Annotated in this window: 13 protein-coding genes; 10 read left to right on the top strand and 3 right to left on the bottom strand. The window is 32.4% G+C overall.

Annotation, left to right across the window (positions count from 1 at the left end):
• Positions 1–45: 45 nt before the first annotated feature.
• From IPK06_03630 to IPK06_03610, 5 genes are all read left to right on the top strand, one after another.
• Positions 46–1152: a hypothetical protein gene (locus tag IPK06_03630; GenBank protein MBK7979100.1), complete on the top strand. Its 1107-nt coding sequence runs from the start codon at positions 46–48 to the stop codon at positions 1150–1152.
• The gene (locus tag IPK06_03625; protein MBK7979099.1) at positions 1131–2036 is read left to right on the top strand and encodes a T9SS type A sorting domain-containing protein; all 906 of its coding nucleotides are present in this window, start codon (positions 1131–1133) and stop codon (positions 2034–2036) included. The genes IPK06_03630 and IPK06_03625 overlap by 22 nt, the downstream gene beginning before the upstream one ends.
• A 131-nt stretch (positions 2037–2167) precedes the next feature.
• The gene (locus IPK06_03620) at positions 2168–3268 is read left to right on the top strand and encodes a hypothetical protein (GenBank protein MBK7979098.1); all 1101 of its coding nucleotides are present in this window, start codon (positions 2168–2170) and stop codon (positions 3266–3268) included.
• A gap of 31 nt (positions 3269–3299) precedes the next feature.
• The gene (locus IPK06_03615; GenBank protein ID MBK7979097.1) at positions 3300–4220 is read left to right on the top strand and encodes a dihydrodipicolinate synthase family protein; all 921 of its coding nucleotides are present in this window, start codon (positions 3300–3302) and stop codon (positions 4218–4220) included.
• A gap of 5 nt (positions 4221–4225) precedes the next feature.
• A complete protein-coding gene (locus IPK06_03610) occupies positions 4226–4906 on the top strand; it encodes a PHP domain-containing protein (GenBank protein MBK7979096.1) in 681 nt (226 codons plus the stop codon).
• A 4-nt stretch (positions 4907–4910) separates the two neighbouring features.
• Here the strand turns inward: IPK06_03610 and IPK06_03605 are convergent, their stop codons facing one another.
• The 3 genes from IPK06_03605 to IPK06_03595 are packed head-to-tail and all read right to left on the bottom strand — an operon-like array spanning position 4911 to position 10417.
• Positions 4911–7214 carry a hypothetical protein gene (locus IPK06_03605; GenBank protein ID MBK7979095.1) on the bottom strand — a complete coding sequence of 768 codons (2304 nt, stop codon included), beginning with the start codon at positions 7212–7214 and terminating at the stop codon, positions 4911–4913.
• 30 nt (positions 7215–7244) lie between these two features.
• Positions 7245–9155 carry an AMP-binding protein gene (locus tag IPK06_03600; GenBank protein MBK7979094.1) on the bottom strand — a complete coding sequence of 637 codons (1911 nt, stop codon included), beginning with the start codon at positions 9153–9155 and terminating at the stop codon, positions 7245–7247.
• Positions 9156–9193: 38 nt separating this feature from the next.
• Positions 9194–10417: a hypothetical protein gene (locus IPK06_03595; GenBank protein ID MBK7979093.1), complete on the bottom strand. Its 1224-nt coding sequence runs from the start codon at positions 10415–10417 to the stop codon at positions 9194–9196.
• 232 nt (positions 10418–10649) lie between these two features.
• Here IPK06_03595 and IPK06_03590 point away from each other — a divergent pair, with 232 nt between their 5' ends.
• The 5 genes from IPK06_03590 to IPK06_03570 are packed head-to-tail and all read left to right on the top strand — an operon-like array spanning position 10650 to position 17912.
• Positions 10650–11606 carry a TIM barrel protein gene (locus IPK06_03590; protein MBK7979092.1) on the top strand — a complete coding sequence of 319 codons (957 nt, stop codon included), beginning with the start codon at positions 10650–10652 and terminating at the stop codon, positions 11604–11606.
• Positions 11607–11625: 19 nt separating this feature from the next.
• Positions 11626–12291 (top strand): DUF1080 domain-containing protein, encoded by a 666-nt coding sequence (locus tag IPK06_03585; protein MBK7979091.1) that lies wholly within the window; start codon positions 11626–11628, stop codon positions 12289–12291.
• A 5-nt stretch (positions 12292–12296) separates the two neighbouring features.
• Positions 12297–13796, top strand: a complete 1500-nt coding sequence (locus tag IPK06_03580) for an SUMF1/EgtB/PvdO family nonheme iron enzyme (protein MBK7979090.1) — start codon at positions 12297–12299, stop codon at positions 13794–13796.
• A gap of 49 nt (positions 13797–13845) precedes the next feature.
• Positions 13846–15162 (top strand): Gfo/Idh/MocA family oxidoreductase, encoded by a 1317-nt coding sequence (locus IPK06_03575; GenBank protein MBK7979089.1) that lies wholly within the window; start codon positions 13846–13848, stop codon positions 15160–15162.
• 5 nt (positions 15163–15167) lie between these two features.
• A complete protein-coding gene (locus tag IPK06_03570) occupies positions 15168–17912 on the top strand; it encodes a family 78 glycoside hydrolase catalytic domain (protein ID MBK7979088.1) in 2745 nt (914 codons plus the stop codon).
• The last annotated feature ends 62 nt before the right edge of the window (positions 17913–17974 follow it).

The following is a 17974-nucleotide window of genomic DNA, read 5'->3' as shown; positions in this document are numbered from 1 at the left end:
CCGATATGTTTTGCTTTTATTCAACATTCAATTCAAATTAATTTTATGAAAAAAATCTTTTTTGCTATAATACTTTTGAAATTAATTGCGTCCGCTTTATCGGCTGAAATTATTTCGGGTCCGAAAAGTATTCCCAAAATTCAAGAATTAATTGATCAAAGTAAAAATGGCGATACCGTTCTTGTTCCGCCAAATATTTATTACGAGAATATAAATTTTAATGGGAAAAATATAGTTGTTGCATCTTACTATTTAGTTTACGGCGATTCATCTTATATTCAAAATACGGTTATAAACGGAATGCGCCAAGGTTGTGCCGTAATTTTTGAAAACGGTGAAGATTCAACCGCGGAATTAAACGGTTTTACTATTAGAGACGGAGCAAGTTATTCCGATTCATTATACGGCGGCGGAATTACTATAAGAAATAATTCATCCGCTAAATTAAAAAATCTTATAATTGATAGGAATTATACGGAAGAATGCGGCGGAGCAGGTATTTTGTGTATCGAAAATTCTCAATTGCAAATGGAAAATTTATTAATTAGCAATAACATTGCTATCGATGGTTCCGGCGGCGGTGTTTCAGTGAAAAATTCCATAATAAAAATGCAAAGAGTAAAGATTAAAGATAACGAAGCAAAGATTGGCGGCGGCGTTTACTTAACAAAATCAAAATATAATATTATTGATGTTATCATTAATGAAAATATAGCGACATTTGGAGCTGGAATTTATTTCGATATTGAAAATATTCAAGATAATTTTAAGCATACAAAAGTATATAACAATACTGCTTCCACTCGTGGCGGAGGAATATTTACTAAATCACAATTTGAATTACTTGAAAATTCACATAATTCAATTTTTCTAAACAAAGCCAACTACGGAAGTACCGATATTCATTTTGAATCTTTTTTACCGGAATCAAATTTTCAAATTTATTTAGATACTGTCACCGTTTCTCAACCGGAAAAATATCATATAAATATAATTGATAAAATTAATTTGAATTTTAAAACAGCAATTTTTAATTCGGTTAATTCCGATCTTTATATTTCACCAGAAGGCTCTGATTCAAATAGTGGTATTAGCGAGGATGAACCGTTAAAAAGCATATCTTTCAAACTTTGCAAAACGGGAAAGATTTGAATGGCGGCGGTATTTTTATTTCGGGCAAAAATGTTTTTTTGAAAAATCTATTAATAAAAAATAATATTGCCGAAAATGAAGGAGGGGGAATTTACATTGATAATTCAGAAAAGGTTATTTTGAATAATTTGACCATCGCATTTAATAATTCCAAAATAAATAATCACTCCGGCGGAATTTATTTTAACGGCGAAAAACTTTTTATTACCAATTGTATCATTTTCAAAAATATACCTAAAGATATAAAGCTCAAACACACCAATTTTAATAACTCTGAACTTACAATTTCAAATTCAGATTTGTTCGGAGGAATAAAATCAATAGAAAATTCTGATAGCGTTAAAATAAATTGGAATGAAAATAATATTGAATCCGATCCAATGTTTATCGGCGGTGTACCGCTTAGTTATGGATTAAAGATAATTTCTCCTTGCTTAAATGTTGGAACGCCTTTTCTAATTTTACAAGGAGATACCATAATTAATTTATCTTCGGATGAATATATTGGTTCTGCTCCTGACATGGGCTCGATCGAATCGGATTATTTAATTTCAATCACCGATGAAGAAAATTTACCTTCGGAATTCCAATTATTGCAGAATTATCCGAATCCTTTCAATCCAACAACAACAATTGAATATATTATTCCAAAATCCGTAAATGCTAATTCATTTCATAATACACAGCAAAAAAGTGAAGACAATGTGAAAGTAATTGTTTTCGATATTTTAGGAAAAGAAATAAAGACACTCGTTAACGAATATCAAAAGCCGGGATATTATAAAATCCAATTTAATGCGGCAAATTTACCAAGCGGAATCTATTATTATCAGTTAAAATATGGTAATTTGTATCAATCAAAAAAAATGCTGTATCTAAAATAAATTTAGAATAAGCATTTATTAAATAAATTTTATGTATGAATTTATTTATCTTGATTCTCATAATTTCAAGTTATAAATTAGGCAATCGTTTGTTTAATCGTTTTTGATTGTTTGAATTATTAGAGTAAGAAATGCCGTTTCCGCAATTTGACAGAAATAAATTATTAATTAAACCTCTTTCGGAAAGATTGAATAAGGTGATTATTGAAAATGATCATGTTCCGATCGATTCTGAGCCGAAGAACAAATCAGCAGAATTCCTAGAATTAATAGAACTTACAGCCGAAAGGATTAAATTTGCCCACGAGAACAAAGCTTCAGTAATGTTAACAATGGGAGCACATACAATTAAAAATGGAATGGCCCCGACATTAATTAAACTATTAGAGGAAAAGTGGATAACTCATTTGGCGACAAACGGCGCAGGAATTATTCATGATTGGGAATTTGCGTTTCAAGGATTAAGCAGTGAAGATGTAAAGGCAAATGTTAAGTTAGGGCAATTTGGAATTTGGGAAGAAACGGGAAAGTATTTAAATCTCGCTATAATTGTCGGAGCCTTTGAAGGAAAAGGATACGGCGAATCTGTCGGCAGTATGATTGAAAATGAAGGCGTCAATATTCCTTCGAATGATGAAATTGCTGAGATAGTAAATAATTACAATAATGATCTAGAAAGATCTGCCGCGGCAATTGATCTCTTAAAAATTAAAAGTGATTTCAATTTACAATCCGGCTGGATGAAAATAAAGTTTCCGTATAAAAAATATTGTGTACAAGCGGCGGCTTATAAATATGGTATTCCGTTTACAAGCCATCCAATGTTCGGTCACGATATTATTTACACGCATCCATTTAATTACGGAGCGGCAATTGGGCGTGCGGCACAAAGGGATTTTCTAACTTATGCTAATTCTGTAAATAATATTGAAAATGGAGTTTATATGTCGGTCGGTTCCGCGGTTATGTCTCCAATGATCTTTGAAAAATCTTTGTCTATGTCGCAGAATTTGCACATTCAAAATAAAGAGCATATCGATAATCATTTTATGCTAATTGTAGATCTTGCAGAAGCAACATGGGATTGGTCAAAAGGCGAACCGCCAATCACAAATCCCGCATATTATTTAAGATATTTAAAGACGTTTAACAGAATGGGCGGAACAATGAAATATCTTTCCGCGGATAACCGAGATTTTTTATTGGCGTTATATCAAACTCTGATTAAATAAAATTTTATATAATTATTGAAAAGGAAATTTAATGGATCAAAATGAAAGAACATACAAAGGTATTTATCCGGTTTTAATTACTCCTTATAATGATGATTTAACCATTGACTTCAATGGTTATCAAAAAATGATTGAATGGTATATGACTTTCAACCTTGGAGGAATATATGCTAATTGTCAGTCGAGTGAAATGTTTGAACTGACTGAAGCTGAAAGGTTAAAATTAATTTCCGATGCGGTAAAAATAGTTAACGGTAAAATACCTGTTGTAGGAACCGGAAATTTTGGTAAAAATGTTAATGAACATCTTGAATTCATTAAAAAAGTTTCAGATACCGGTGCTGATATTGTTATGTTGACCGTTCCTGAATATTTGAATACCGATGAAGAGCTCGAAAAATATTATTTGACAATTGCAGAAAAAACAAATATTAAACTTGGCATTTATGAATGTCCGGTTCCCAGAAGATATTATCTAGGTTTCGATTTAATAAAAAAAATTGCGGAAACGGGTAAGTTTTTTGCTTATAAAGAAACAAGCTGTGAACTTGATAAGATAAAGAAAATAACTGATATTACTTCATCGACAAATTTTGCTCATCTGCAGGCTAACGTTCCTTATTTACTTGAATCTATTAAATATGGAACGCCTGGTTCTATGAACATCGCCGCAAATTGGATGCCTGATCTCGTTGTAAAAGTTTATGAGCTCGGTAAAATGAATGACCCGCTTGCGGATAAATTAAATAATGCACTTTGCGGAATGGAAATGGCTCAAAGATCGGTTCATCCGATGGGAGTGAAATATTTAATTAGTAAAAGGGGAGTACCGATAAAACCACTTACACGATATCCAAGAAAATTATCTTTGGAAGAAATTTACGGACTTGAATTAGCCGCAAAACATTGGTTTACAGATGACGGAAAACTTAAAATTCTATTAGACACTTAGAACTTATGGAAATTCTTAACCCTGGAAATGAAGATTATCATATCCATTCTATAAATTATTCTGACGGATTAAATACAATTGACGAAATTGTAAAATTTGCTGGCGAAATTGGTTTAACGAAAATAGCGATTACAGATCATGACCAAGCATATTTGGATTCTCGGAATTTTCCTCGAAAATCATACCGTGGTATAATAAAACGATGGCAGAATGTTTTTAATGACGTTGAAGTTAAATTTGGAATTGAAGCCGATATTTTAAATTCCAAAGGAGATGTTTGTATGGATATTCAAGGGGAAGAGTCTGATTTTATTGTATTATCTACTCATCAAAATCCTCCGTATCAAGAAGATTCAAATACCATAACTCAAGCATATTTAAATGCTATTGAGAGGTTTCACGATAAAATTAAATTTTTAGGCCACCCTTGTTCCGTTTATCACGGAGATAATGTTGACATTGTCGCGGTAACAGAATTATGCAATAAATATAATGTAGCGTTGGAAGTAAACGGGGCAAATCTTTCAACAAACAGAACCAACTTAAAAAAATTGCACCAAATGCTTTCAATTGCAAATTTTATTTATGTCAACAGCGATTCTCATACTCTTTACGAACTTAAAACTGTTCGTAAATTCGCTTTTGAATATCTAAAAGAAAAAGGATTTATTAGTAATATTTTTTAAAATATTAATTTATTACCGGCCTTTTATCTCCCATATATTTACTTGCGCCCAAATTTTCTTTTTTAAAATTTTTGCACGAAGTTAAATTTTCATCGTTAGATTTTGGCGTAGAGATTAAACCAAAATATCTTCCCATCCAATAATCATGAATAAAGTCAGTTGGATCCATAACTCTGTTCCCGTTTGATCTGCCGTCTAGATTAAATGAATTTCTATTTCCGGAGGATTCTCGCGGGTTAATTAACTTAGTTCCGCCTTCATACGAAACATAGCCGGGTTCAACAAAAAGATCGTCTCTATGAGAATTTGTATAATTATACTCAATACAGTTTAGAGTCCATGATCTTAAGTAATCAACTGCTTTTTCTTCTTCGCATTCGTTTCCTGTCATTACTCCATATGAAAAATTATACCAAGAAGAATGTTCAATTCTCTTTGTTTCCCAGGATCGTTCAAGACTTCTTAAATAAATTGATTGAAGCACCGGATCATCAACATATCTTAATAAAGTAAAATATGACCAAAATGCTAAATTGTCATCCCATGGCGCTATATTTTCAGGCGGGAAGGTATTCTTCTGTCTTACTGTATAATTTAAATAACCCCAATCAACTAATTGCTGAAAAGCATTAACAAATTTATTATCACCGGAAACGGCCAACGCGGATTTAGCAATTGCTTGAGCTTCAAGTCCGTTTAACCCTTTATCAACCCAGCCGTATGGATTTAAAAGATAACCTGCGTCCCATCGTCCCCAGCGAGTTGGTTTTCCATCCATATCAATTAGTTTCCATCCATTGTCAACAATATAACCGGCAATTTTTTCTATATGTTCCTTAGCTAATTTTTTTTCTTTGCCTTCAGCTATTAAATCGTGAAAAAGGGAGACAGCATAAAAGTGAGCCATTATTTCGTCGCTTGAAGTGTCGCCTTTCCAATACCATTTGCCGTCTTCGGTTTTATACCATTTAGCCGGTAAACCGCCGCTGCCTTGGGTACTTCTATCATCATCATCGCCGGTTGCCGACCATATAGCGCGTGCAATAAAACCATCGATCGGTGTTATTTTTTCAAGCCAGATCATAGCATAAAATGAATTTAGAGCTTCCTGTTTTGCAGATTCGTCGCCTGTTGCTAAATATTTATAGCACATTGCAGCTAGATACGGTGCTGTATGTCCGCCGTCGTTATCGCTTATTTCCCTTATCCATTTTTTATCTCTTTTGTACAGCATATGTATGAAACCCAATCTTTTATGTTCCCAATTTTCAAGATGCTTCTCAAAATAATCAGCTTTCTTCTGCAAAGTGAAAGGTTCATAGGTAATTATTCCCACACCTTTATTTGTAGCGATGCAAACTTTATCATTCCCAACGGCAATTTCATTTACATATTCTCCAGGCAGCCAATTATCCGCTCCGAAAAATTGCCAATCATTTTCTAACATTCTTATAGCCCCATTTTGTGTTCCTATCCATAAATCATTATCAAAACCTTTTTCCATACAAGTCGTTTTTTCATAAGGCAAACCGTCTTTTCCAGTAATTGCTGATAATGTTGCGCCGCGCAATTCGCCCAAACCTCTATCTGTGCTTATATAAATTTTATTTCCCAAGGTTAAAATATCAGTAGTATTTCTTGAAGGAAGTTTACCCCAATCAATAAAATCTTGATTAATAATTTTTCCGTCGAACAAAGCTAATTCACCATAACGAAGAATATAGAGCGTTCCGCTGTAAGAAGTCAATTTCTGAACCGGTCCAATTTCAACCGGATCAGCATGAAGCTGTGTTCCATCTTCCATTAGCATTGTCATATTGCTTGAATAATAACCGCCTTCAGGTTTAATATTTTTAAGTATATTGTTTTCTATAACAAATACATCGTCATTTGTGGCGGCGTATACTTTATTGTTGTGCAGGCACAAATCAACAAAAATATTTTTATCAATTAACTTCCAATCGGTTTTAAATTTAAATAAACCGTTTTTTGTAATTGCCCATAAAGAATTATCAAGCGATATAAGTTTGATTACATCTTTCGGTGAGTCGTTTAGTTTTTGAATTTTGCTCTGCCGCAAGGCATAAATTTCATTTTTCATTACAATATAAAATTCATTATTAAAATTTACAATTGAAGCAACATCTCCGTTTGTAATAATTTTTTCCGAAAATTCTTGAAGATAGACTTTGTCTTCGACTTGTTTCCACATTGGTTCATCATGTTTATATATTTTTTGTGCGGTTAAAAAATTAAATGAAATTAAAAAAATAAATACAAGTAATTTTATTGCTTGATGATGTTTCATAAAATAATCCATAAATTATTTAATTATTATTTAATTAGACCAATGAGACAAAATATGATTATTCTGAGCATTATTCATATTTTTCCCTTCGGCTGAAAACAAGAATTCAAGTCTGTTACTATAAAATTCAGTAATTTTTCCTCTAACCATTTTAAGTGTGCTGTTCAAGAATTTATTTTGTTCGGTAAATCCTTCGCCTAAAATTCCAACCGCGGCGGGAAGCCATCTTTCGGGGAACATGCCTTCGTATATTCCGCCTTTTTTATATTTGTCAATTTCACCTTGAAGGATATTAATAATTTCTTTTTTCCCTTCATCTGTATTTATTTGTAATCCTTTCTTTTTAATTTCTTCCAACAAAGAATTTTTATTTGGGAACAATAGCGCGGCAGTATATGGAGATTGGTTATTATAAAGCATTACTTGTTCAATGAAAGGAGATTGATCTACAAGCGCTTCCTCAATTCCTTCGGGACTGAATTTTTCTCCGTCGCTCGCAATTAATAAACTTTTAAATCTTCCAAGAACATATAAAAATCCGTCAGAATCTAAGTATCCCATATCACCTGTATAAAGCCAGCTATTTTTAATTGTTTCCGAAGTAGCTTTATCATTTTTCCAATATCCTGCCATAACATTTTCACCTTTGCAAATAATTTCTCCTTTTTCTCCTTGCGGAAGTTCAACCCCGTCTTCATCAACAATTTTCACTAATAAATTCTTAACTATTTGTCCTGAAGAACCCATTTTATGTAAGCACGGAACATTAGCCGAAATTATTGGCGCGGCTTCGCTTAAACCGTATCCTTGAAACATTGGGATTCCTATGGCATAAAAAAATCTTTGTAATTCTATATCTAATAAAGCTCCGCCGCCTATGAAGAATTCTAATTTACCTCCAAAATTCTGTCTTATTTTACTGAATAAAATTTTATCATAAAATTTATATAGAGGCAGTTTTAATTTGCTTATTCCTTTTGCTTTCCTAAAACCATCGCCGTTTAATTCATATCCTAATTTAAGAGCTTTGTTAAACAATGCTTCGACTTTTGCTCCTTTTGATTTAATACCTGCTTCAATATTCTTTCTGAAATTTTTAGCAAGCGCAGGAACGCTCAAGATGAATACAGGTTTTGCTTCTTTAATATTAACCGGAATATTTTTTAAAGTTTCTAATGGAGTGTTTCCAACTTGAACCGAAGACATACTAGCGCCATTTTTCATTAAAAGATAAATTCCCGCGGTATGAGCAAATGAATGATCCCATGGCAAAATTAAAAGTGAAGAATAATATTCGGGAATAGGGAAGATTGCCGTTGCCTGCTCAACATTGGCCGTATAATTTCTATGAGTAAGAATAATTCCTTTCGGGTCAGCTGTTGTTCCCGAAGTATAACATATATTTGCGTAATCATCGCCCTTTACCGATTGCCAAATATTTTTAAAATCTTCGGAATTATTTTTAAGAAATTCTTCTCCTAATCTTAATACTTCATTTTTGGAAAGTTCATTTTCATTTTTTGAATTAATTTCATCAAGAACAATTACTTTTTCCAATTCGGGCAAATCAATTTCAATTTTTCTTATTTTATCTAACTGGGTTTTTGAAACAATTACAAATTTACAACCTGAATGAGCTAAACGAAATTTCAAATCGTTTAATTCATCGATCTTAACGGAAATAGGAACATTAATAGCGCCTAAATAAACAATTGCCATTTCACTCATCACCCAATCATTTCTGCCTTCACTAATCAAAGCTGCGCGATCGCCTTTTTTTAATCCCAATTTCAATAAGCCCGCGCTGAAATTGTAAATAAGTTTATGCATTTCTTTATATGTCGTGCCCGAATATTTGCCATCGATTTTTTCCAGCATTAAAATGTTATTTGGAAATTTTTTTACACTTTCTTCAAACATCATTGGAATTGTCAGTTTCATAATATCTCCATCAATAATTTTACTTATATGTTCTATTTTTAATTTAGGAATTTTACAGAAATAAAATTTGCAAGGTTTTTCATAACTCGCTCATTTCCCAAATCGTTTAAATGGCGGTCTTTAAAATCAACACAAATATCATCTCCGCCCACAATTTGAAAAGTTAACAAGTTTTCATTTGGAACAACTGCTTTTATTTTATCGATAAAATTAAGATCAACTTTAAAATAATTTTCCGGATGATAATAACTTTTAACATACTTTACACAATTTCTATTCACAATATCAAAGTCATTTCTAATTGGATAAAATACAAACATTTCGGCTTTATTTAATTTACATATTTCATTGATTTTACTGTATATCAATTTAGTTATTTGAATTGAATATTTATCCCTTGGTGAATTAGGAATAATGTAGGGAGAAAAATGACTTCTCCCATCAATAAAATTTTCGTAAGTCAAAATTGTAATATTGTTTGAATCGGCTAACTGTAAAATATTTTCTGAATACTTGTTAAGATCAATTTCAAATGATTTAACGTGATTATTATTTATCCTTTTGTGTGGTTTCGGCAGTTCATAATACCAATCATCTAAAATCAATTGTTCAATAGTTTTTTTCTTATAATTTTGCAAGGCGGTAAAAAAAAGCTGAAGTAAAGAGCTATGCTTATAATAAGAATTTCCTTGATAATATGGACCATCCAATTCATTGTTTAAAATTTTAAATGTTGGTTTTAAGTGACCTGCCAATATTCCAACGTTTCTATCTGGAAAAGTATTTTCCCAAAAGTCGTTTTTGGGAGTTGCCCAAATCAAAATTAAATCCGCGCGATAAGATTTAAAATATTTTTCTAATGCAATTAATTGCTGATCTTGTCCCCAGCCCGATGCCGCAAGTGAAAAAACTTTTACCGGTCGATTGTTTAATACATTTAAATCATTTTCCAATAATATTTCGGGCATCTTATCTCTTAATGAAGTCGCAGCTTCAACTTGACTGTCACCCAAAATTAAAATTACAAAATCGTTGCTATCATATTTGATTTTTTGTCCGCGCAAACCCAATTGATTGGGATAATCATTTACTTCATTAGAAAGGTCTCTTCTAGGTGAATCATTCCAGCCCCAGCCGGAATTAAGCGGTTTGTAAAAAAATCTGAGAGTTATTTCAGCAATAAAAATTAGAATTAAAATTGTTCCAAGTAACAATGCCAAATTTATAAGAAGACTTTTGTTTTTATTAATAAAATTTTTCAATTTTTTTTGTAGATTTTATTGAAATTATATAATTATAAAATGCTATTTTAATAAACACAAATACAAATTATAAAATTTTGTAGTCAGTTTCTTTATTATTTGTGTTAAACAATCGTTTTCATTATTATTACAAAAAATAGGACAAATTCATTTACAAAATGAAAACATCAAACCCAAAAATCAAACCGGATATTAGAATCTCTAAAAATGATTTTTCAAAACTGAGGTTAAAATGAAAATTAAAAATAGTACAAACTTAAAAAAATATGGAAGAAGAAATTTTATTAAAGCTGCATCATTAACCGCGGCAGGATTATCGATAGGTGTCAATGACATTCTAGCAAAATCAAATCCGAGTTCACAAAGTGAAAACAAAAAATTTAAGATGAAATTTGCCCCGCATTTTGGAATGTTTGAAAATAGTGCCGGAAAGAATTACATAGACCAACTTAAATATATTTCCGATCAAGGATTTACTGCGTTGGAAGATAATGGGATGAAATCCAAAAGCATTGAAGAGCAGAATCAAATTGCAAAAGAAATGAAAAGACTGAATTTATCTATGGGTGTTTTTGTTGCTCATAATATTTATTGGGATAAACCAAACTTAACAAATGGAAATAAAGAATTAAGAGATGAATTTTTGCAAGGTATTAAAGAATCGGTGGAAGTTGCCAAAAGAGTAAACGCGACTTGGATGACGGTTGTGCCGGGACACGTAGATCTTAGGCTCGAAATGGATTATCAGACTTCAAATGTTGTTGAGTCTCTTAAACAAGCGTGCGCAATTTTAGAACCTCACGGATTAGTTATGGTTTTGGAACCATTAAATTTTTACAATCATCCGGGATTGTTTTTGAAAAAGATCTCGCAGGCATATCAAATCTGTAAAGCAGTAAACAGTCCTTCATGTAAAATTTTGGATGATTTATATCATCAGCAAGTTACCGAAGGAAATTTAATTCCTAATATTGACGCGGCTTGGGATGAAATTGCATATTTCCAAATGGGTGATAATCCAGGCAGAAATGAACCTACAACAGGCGAAATAAATTATAAGAATGTTTTTGAGCATATTTATAAAAAAGGTTACAAAGGTATATTGGGAATGGAGCACGGCAAAAGTAAAGAAGGGAAAGAAGGTGAAAATGCCGTTATTGAAGCATACAGAAAATGTGATGATTTTTAAATAAATGTGTGAGGGAAAAATGCATAAAATATATTTATGGATTTTTGGATTTTCTTTTACTCTCGTTTCATGTTGCTCATTAAATAAAGTAAATTTTAAGAATTCGAATATAATTATTCCCGATAAGAAAATTGAATTATGGAATGGTAAAGATTTTAAAAATTGGATTAAATATTTTTCGGATAAAAATGTAAACGCTGATGAAATCTGGAAAATTTCAGAGGGAATTATACATTGTACTGGAAATCCAATCGGTTATCTTAGAACAAAAAACGAATACGCTAATTATAAACTGACAGTTATTTGGAGATGGCCTTCGGAACCGGGTAACAGCGGTGTTATGCTCCATTGCCAATTACCCGATCAGGTTTGGCCTAAAAGTATTGAAGCACAATTAATGTCGGAAAACGCCGGAGATTTTTATGTTATAAGCGGCTCGGATTTTAAAGAATTGGTTGACAAAGAATCCAGAAGATTGGAGAAACAGAATAAGAACAGCGAAAATACTCCCGGAGAATGGAACAAATATGAAATTATTTGTAATGATAATTCAATAACACTTAACGTAAATAACGTTTTTCAAAATAAAGCAACAGAGTGTACTTTAAATTCCGGCGCCATTGCTTTTCAAAGTGAAGGTAAACCGATTGAGTTTAAAGAAATATATATTGAACCTATTGACTAAAAATTATGAAATTCAAATTCCTAAAAAACAGTCCTAAATTTTCAAAAATATTTTTCCTTTTATTGGGAATGATAATTTATTACGCGTTAAATTATGCTTACGAAGAATCTTCCACAAACGAATTTTGCGAATCATGCCATGTTCATCCGCAGGCAACTCAAAGCTGGAAAATTGGTCCCCATGTTTTTAATGAAAGCGGAGTAACCGTTAATTGTGTTGACTGCCATTTGCCTCCCAGCGGTATTGATAAATTTTACGCGAAAGCAACTACTGGTATGAGAGATTTGTACGGCTATATTTTCAAAGATTCTTCCGATTTTAATTGGGATAAAATGTCACAGCGTGAATTTGCCGAAAAACACGTTTATCAAGAAGGATGTTTGAATTGTCATAAAAATTTATTTCCGCCGGAATTGAACAAAAAAGGTCAGGACGCTCATCTTTATTTTGATCAACATAAAGAAGAAGTTTTGTGTATCAATTGCCATCTTGAAACAGGTCATTATCACGAAAAGAAAGTTGAGCTTTCAGTCATTTCAGACCAAAAAGAAATGTACTCGGAAGCTGCTAAAGTTGATAAGTTTGAAAATTTTATTGAAAAAATTCCGGGTACAAGTATTAATTTTGAAATGATCGCAATCCCATCAGGAAAATTTTTATTTGGAACGGACGATCAAGAAGAAATAAAAAAAGCTAATGAAATTCCCGCTAATGAAGTTTCATTAAGTAAATTTTGGATTGGCAAAACCGAAATTACCTGGAATGAATATATTACTTTTATGAAAGAAACAGGTACTGAAGGAAGAACGGAAGATCAAATTATAAAAGCTAAACAAAATAAAGATGTTGACGCAATAACGGGACCAACTCCGCCATACGGTGATCCGGGTCAGGGTTGGGGCAAAAATTTAAGACCCGCAATTACAATGACACATTATGCTGCAATAAAATATTGTGAATGGTTATCGAAAAAGACTGGAAAAAAATACAGACTTCCAACTGAAGCGGAGTGGGAATATGCCGCTCGCGGAAATACAAAAGGTCCTTACTTTTTTGAAGGCAGTCCATCCGATTTTACCAGTGAAGGATTTTGGAAATCTTTATTCGGAGCGGATACCAGCAATATTAATTCTTATTGTATTTATAAAGAGAACAGCTTAAATAAAACGAATACACCAAATTCCGTAAAGCCTAATCCATTTGGATTGATAAATACTTTGGGAAATGTAAAAGAATTTTGCTCGGATTATTATTCAGAAAATATTCACGAAATTTATAAAAATCAGAAAAACATTAAAGATCCTATAGGACCCGGAAGTGGAGATGAATTTGTTATTCGCGGCGGTTCTTATTTAAGCGATGCGGTTGATTTGAGAATTACGGCAAGAGAATCAACAAACCAAAAAGCATGGCTTAGAACCGATCCTCAAATCCCAAAAAGTTTATGGTGGTATTCGGATTCCAAGGATGTTGGATTTAGAGTTGTTTGCGAATTTAATAACTGAAAATTTTCGCTTAATCAAATAAATCTATAAAAAAGCAAAGAGGTAAAAGATGTCTGAAAAATTTAACAGAAGAGATTTTATCAATATTGGAGCTTTAGCCGCAACGGGAATTATTGTTGGATGCAACACGGTTTCTGAAAAGAAACGAACAATGGATGAAAAAAAGTTTCTTGATCAAGCCCCTGACGGAAAAGAATTAAAAGCAGGATTGATAGGATGTGGTGGCAGAGGAACCGGTGCCGCAATTGATTTTCTAAGTGCCGGACCTAATTTGAAAATTCATGCGCTTGGAGATGTTTTTCAAGATCGATTGGAAGGATGTAAAGAAAAAATTAAAACGGAAAAACAGCAGGTTGTTCCTGATGAAAACTGTTTTGTAGGATTTGACGCGTTTGAAAAAGTAATAAATTCAGGAGTTGACGTTGTTATTCTTGCTACTCCGCCTCATTTTCGCCCATTGCATTTTGAAGCAGCCGTTAGCGCTAGAAAACATGTATTTATGGAAAAACCTGTAGCCGTTGATCCTGTTGGCGCAAGATCGGTTATCGCAACTTCAAAAAAAGCGGAAGCATTGGGCTTGGTTGTTGGCACAGGCACGCAACGAAGACATCAAAGAGATTATGTTGCGACATTTAAAGAAATTTTTGAAGGTAAAATTGGTGATATAGTTTCAGCTAACTGTTATTGGAATCAAAGTCAGTTATGGTACAGAAACGCTCAACCCGAATGGGCGGAAATGGAATATATGATTCGCGATTGGGTAAATTGGACATGGCTTTCAGGTGATCATATTGTTGAACAACATGTTCACAATATAGATGTAATCAATTGGTTTACGGAAAAACATCCAATCAAAGCGGTTGGTTTCGGATCGAGACAAAGACGTGTTACAGGCGATCAATATGATAATTTCAGCGTTGATTTTGAATATGATAACGGAATGCACGTTCATAGTATGTGCCGACAAATTAATGGATGTACGGATAATGTTTCAGAATTGGTATTTGGATCTCAAGGATATACAAATTGTAGAAATACTATTTTTAATCCAAAGGGAGATATAATTTGGGAATATCAATATCCAAAGATTGAAGGCGTTGAAAAAAATGAATCAGTAAAAGTTTCGCCTTATGTTCAAGAGCATATTGATCTTGTTACGGCAATTAGAGAAAACAAACCTTATGTTGAAGCTGAAAATACAGCCGTATCAACAATGTGCGCAATAATGGGAAGAATCTCCGCGTACACCGGTAAAGAAGTAACTTGGGATGAAGTTATGAATTCGGATCTTAAATTAGGACCGGATGTATATGAACTCGGCAAAGTAAATATTGAAAAGATAATTCACGTGCCGGGAATAGCTTGATAATTGTGCAGAATAATTTTAAGATTTTTTATTCTCTTTTATTAGGTATTCATTTTTTATTTTTTCAAAATAATTTCGTCTTTTCTCAAGGTGTTGTTAAAGTAGAAAATTTAAAATGTGAATACCTTTCTGCACCAAATAATATTGATACCTATAATCCAAGATTCAGTTGGACTTTAAGATCCAATGAAAATGGTCAGCTTCAAACCGCATATCAAATAATTGTATTTACCCAAAAAGATAAAATTGAAATTTGGAATTCGGGTAAAATAGATTCACCGCAAAATTCTCAGTTATATTATTCAGGTAAAAAACTAAAAAGCAATTCAAAATATTTTTGGTTTGTTAAAGTTTGGGATAAATCCTCAAAAGAATTTGTTAGTGATACTACTGAATTTTGGACGTCTTTGCTTGAGCCGACATTATGGAAAGCAAAATGGATTGGCGAAAATTCTAAAAAGGAATATTTCCCTGAAACAGGATTTTTTCAAGACCCAAAAGAACAATATAAATTACCGGATACAGTAATTCACAACGGCAGATCGCTTCTGCTTAGGAATGATTTATTTATAAAAGACAAAATTAAAACTGCAAGAGTTTTTATTACCGGATTGGGATATTACGAATTTTACATCAATGGAAATAGGATTGGAGATCATTATTTATCACCCGCAAAAACAAATTACAGAAAGGAAATTTTATATGATACTTATGACGTTGCAAATGAATTACTGAAAGGAAAAAATTCCTTTGGAATTCATTTAGGCAACGGCTGGTTCAATCCTTATAAAAAATGGTGGCAGCCATATAGAATGCAGTGGTTTGGCGCCAAACGGGCTATAATGCAATTAGTTATTGAATATGAAAACGGTTCTGAAGAAATTTTTACCACAAACGAAGATTGGAAATACGCAGACGGTCCCGTTACTTATAGTTGTATATATGACGGAGAAATTTATGATTCTAATCTTGAAAAAAAAGATTGGAATAAAATATCTTTCGACGATTCACATTGGAAAAATGTTAAAGTGCTTCAATCTCCTGGCGGCGAATTAAAATCGCATACAATGCCGGCAATAAAAGTAATGCACAAATTATTACCAATCAAAAAAAATGTTATTAATGATAAAAAAATAGTATATGATTTTGGACAAAACTTTGCTGGTTGGGTTAAAATTGAGATCAAAGGAAATAAGAATTCGCAAATTAAATTGCAGTTTGCCGAAGATATTTTCTTCGATGGAAATATTGATATTACCAGTAATGAAAACGCAAAAGCTCAATACGTAATAAAGTTAAACAGTGATACAATCCAAATATTTCAACCGAGATTTACATTCTTTGGTTTCAAATACGTTGAAGTATCAAGCGATAGTGATTTTGAAATTAGAAATATAGAAGGTCAAGTTCTGCATACTGCCGTTGAAAATACCGGAAGGTTTGAATGCAGTAATGAGACTCTTAATAAAATTCATCGCGCTACTGTTTGGTCGCAAAAAAGTAATATTTTAGGATATCCCTCAGATTGTCCGCAAAGAGATGAGCGCTTGGGATGGTTTGGAGATGCTCAAGTTACAATTGAGGAAGCTCTTTACAATTTCGACATGCCCCAATTTTATATGAATTGGCTGAATGGAATTAGATTGAATCAGAATTCAGATGGTGATATTCCTATTATTTCGCCTCGTCCTTATATTTGGGATGAAGGAGTTGAATGGAGTTCAACTTATTTGATATTAGTTTGGAAATATTATAAATATTTCGGCGATGAGGAAATTTTAAAAATTCATTATCCTGCGATGAAAAAATATTTTGACTTTTTAAATTCAATAGCGGATAACTTTATCATAAAGAAAGGATGGATTGGAGATTGGGGAAGTTTAGTAAATGGCTGGAAAGAAGGCGAACCGGAGTCGGTACCAACTGCATTTTATTATTGGAATGCGGTTATTCTATCCGAAATTGCGGAAAAGCTGAACTTTAGTGAAGATCAAAAATACTTTATAGATGCCGCCGAAAAAATCAAAAAAACTTTTAATGAAAAATTTTACCATAAGGAAACGAAAAACTACAATGACGGAAGCCAAATGGCGAATTCATTTCCTTTGTATTTGGGACTTGCACCTGAACGTGATAAAATTACAATACTGGATAATTTAATTAAAGATATTGTTGAGAAAAATAATGGACATTTAACTACCGGAGTTTTGGGATCAAAATATATGATTGATGTTTTAGCGCAGAACGGAAAGGAAGATATTGCTTATTTGCTTGCGACTCAAACCGGATACCCGAGCTGGAGTGAAATGGTTGAAAAATATACTACTATGTGTGAATTCTGGACTTTGAAACAATCACACAATCATGTAATGACAGGCAGCATTGACGCGTTTTTCTATAAAACTTTAGCGGGGATAAATTTTAGCGAAAATTCTATAGGAAGCAAAAATATTTTAATAAAACCATATTTTACGGATAATTTGAATTTTGTCAATGCTTCAGTAGAAACAATCAACGGCGCAATTTCTGTTAATTGGATAAAATCAGTTGATTCGATTAAATTGACCGTTCAAATCCCAATAAATTCAAGTGCGGAAGTTTTGTTGCAAAAAAAAATAATGGATAAAATTTTTGGCATAAATCAAATTTCCAACGATGATAAAAACATAGAAATAATAACAGAAAATAAAGATTTAATAATATTTCAAATCAATTCCGGTAAATATGAATTCTCGTTAGTAAGTAAGTAAAAAAACGTGAATTAGAAATTTACATTTCCATAAACTTTCCGACACTTTCATTTTTTAACTCA

Source organism: Ignavibacteriota bacterium (genome assembly GCA_016713565.1).
Lineage (GTDB): Bacteria > Bacteroidota > Ignavibacteria > Ignavibacteriales > Melioribacteraceae.
Note: the sequence above shows the minus strand (reverse complement) of the source record. Positions and strands in the feature narration are given on the sequence as shown.